Genomic DNA, 2,686 nt, shown 5'->3' with positions numbered 1-2,686 from the left:
AACATCTACACCGCCTGGCGGTATCCGCTGGCGCTGCTCCTCGGCCTGCTGACCGGTCTCTCATCGGCGGCATGTTGGCAACTATCTATGTGATCACTGCCTTCCGGGAGAGCCTCGATACGCTTAGCCCCATGGGCCCCTGGTTCCTTCGCTACGCCTGGGCCGACCTCGCCGCGCGGCCTTCGGTCCTGCAGGGCGCGCTGATCATCACTGGCGCCGTGACTGTCGCCCTGACCCTTGTCGGTCTGGCCGGGGTTCATCGCGGTCGCCTCAACCAATATGACGACGCGCATTTTCAGTCGCGTCGCGAGTTGAAGCGGAACCACATGGTCGGGACCCTCAATCAGAACGGTTTCATCTTCGGCAAGCTTGGCCTCCCGAAATCCGACGCGCCCTTTGTGATGGCGCCGCCTGACCGCTTCCCCCATGCGATGATGATCGCACCCACCGGCCGGGGGAAGGGCGTGGGCTTCGTCATCCCGAACCTGCTTCACTTCTCAGGCTCGGCGATCATCCTCGACGTGAAGGGCGAGAACTTCGCCAAGACCTCGATTCATCGCAAGCACGGGTTGAAGAACGGCATATGGTACTTTTCGCCCTTCGACGAGGACCGTGGCTCGCACCGCTTCAACCCGCTCGCCCGGATCGCCGCCCTTCCCTCCGCAGAGCGTCAGTATACCGCGCTGAACTCGATGGCCGACCTCTTCCTCATCCCGGAAGGCGAAAGTGCGCAGAGCTTCTTCAATGCAGGCAAGCGGCTCTTCATCGCCTCATGCCTCTACGCCATCGAACAGCGCCGCCCGACCTTGGGCTTTGCCGGTGAGATCATGGCCGGAGGCGGCGACAAGAAGAAGAGCTACACGGCCATTGCCGAGACCACGAACATTCCAATCGTTTCCCGCACGTTCCTCGAAATGGCCGACGTCCCGGAAAAAACCCTCGGGGCCTATGTGTCCGTCATCCAAGGCTCCGGTCTCGAGCTTTGGAACGACCCCGCGGTCGACCGCGTGACCTCCGCCAGCGACTTCGACTTCTCGACCTTCCGCCGCGATCCCCAAAGTCTCTACATCGTCGTCCAGCCCGAGCACCTGAAAACCCTGGCCCCCCTCGTCCGCCTTCTCTTCGCGGATGCCATTGCCTCCCTGCAGCGCCGTGAGCCTGGTCCGGACGAACCGCATGCTGTCATGTTCCTGATGGACGAATTCGACCAACTCGGCCGCCAGCCCCTCGTCCTCTCCTCCATCAAGACCATCCGCAGTTTCGGCGGCCGTTTCTTCATCATTTCCCAGACCATTCCCGGCCTCGATGACATCTATGGCGAGACCGGGCGGCGCTCTCTGCAAGGTGGGGCTGGCGCGCAGATTTACATGACGCCGCAGGACGACAGGACCGCCGAGGTGCTGTCGAATGCGTTGGGGCGATCCACGATCACTGCCGTGACCGAGAGCCAGTCGCGGGTGCGTGCGCTGGAAGACAGCGCGAATGTCAGCAGGCGGTCGGAAGAGCGGCCGTTGATTTCGGCGAACGAGGTGCTGCGGTTTCCGCTGGACGAGGTGCTGGTGCTGCCCGAGGGGCAGTATCCGATCCGGGCGCGGCACATCCGGTACTACGAGGATCGGCACTTTGCGCCGATTGATCGGGCGCGGAAGGGGAAGGCATTGCCAACTATTCAGGGGAGCGGGGCGGATAGCAGGCTAGCGCCTGTCGGGAAGCTGTCGGGGTTGGCTTCGTCCGCTGGACCTGCAGGCACCGAGGTCTTCGGAGATGCGGCTCGGGTGTTTCAGGCAATTGCGGAGAGCGCCAAGCGCACAAGGAAGGTGCCCGCTCGGGTCTGACGAGTGCTTGGTCGCTGAACCTCACCGCATGCTCCTACGGGCAGGTTTCGGCCTATTCCGTTGAAAAACTCAGCCAGCCCACAAGGTGTCGGTAAATCCGCGAACGTTGTTCCGATCCGACTGGCACGGTGGCGGAAAGCTTGATGGGATTGGGCTCGTGGAAGAACAGAGTTCTTGATTTTCTGGAACGGTAGACGACCAACCGAGTTTTTCAACGGAATAGGCCCATAGCGGTCCTTCAATGAGAGTTACAGACGCCGTTCTCTCGGTATCTGGGCCGGCATTGGCAAATCAGCGATCGCCGCAACGATGCCCATCAACACAGTCATTATTGGCATCGGCTTCCAGCGCGGCACCCACTCCCGTTGGCAATTTGTCACGAATGATGGCAGCGGCGCACCGACTCTGACGGACATTGGGGGGAGTTCAGTGTGGGTCAGGATGGTGGACGAGGTGTTCGAGCAGGAAATCGAAGCTGAACTGCCAGCCAACACCCAGTTTCTGTCACTGCGCTAATCATGAATGACGGAGCCATAGCGGCCGCAGTCACTTATGATTGCTCTGGGATCCACGTGGAGACGGACTACTGAACGTCAGGTCATTGCACCAACGGATGGACATAGGGCGGGGGGCAAAAGAGGCCCGGACCCTTATCGCTTGGGTATCGGGCCACCGTAGTTTCAGGATCATAGAACGAGCTATAGCTGAAAGTTGGTGACGGGGGGATTGGGTGGCATATCAAGGCGTTGTTGACGCGCCGCAGTTCTCGCAGAGAAAAGGATATGCCACATGACGAAGGATACGGTTGTCGCGTTTCGCGCACCAGAAGGATTTTCGCCCGACCCGCTGAC

The 2,686-nt window shown here is 60.8% G+C and carries 2 protein-coding genes; both read left to right on the top strand.

Annotated features, from left to right (window positions below):
- Positions 1-71: 71 nt before the first annotated feature.
- Entirely contained in the window at positions 72-1,835 is a 1,764-nt protein-coding gene (locus tag U1A24_RS16875) for a type IV secretory system conjugative DNA transfer family protein (RefSeq protein ID WP_322323152.1), read from the top strand.
- A 309-nt stretch (positions 1,836-2,144) separates the two neighbouring features.
- Positions 2,145-2,351, top strand: a complete 207-nt coding sequence (locus U1A24_RS16870) for a hypothetical protein (RefSeq protein WP_322323151.1) — start codon at positions 2,145-2,147, stop codon at positions 2,349-2,351.
- Positions 2,352-2,686 lie beyond the last annotated feature (335 nt).

It is taken from the genome of Cypionkella sp., from assembly GCF_034376685.1.
Lineage (GTDB): Bacteria > Pseudomonadota > Alphaproteobacteria > Rhodobacterales > Rhodobacteraceae > Cypionkella.
Note: the sequence above shows the minus strand (reverse complement) of the source record. Positions and strands in the feature narration are given on the sequence as shown.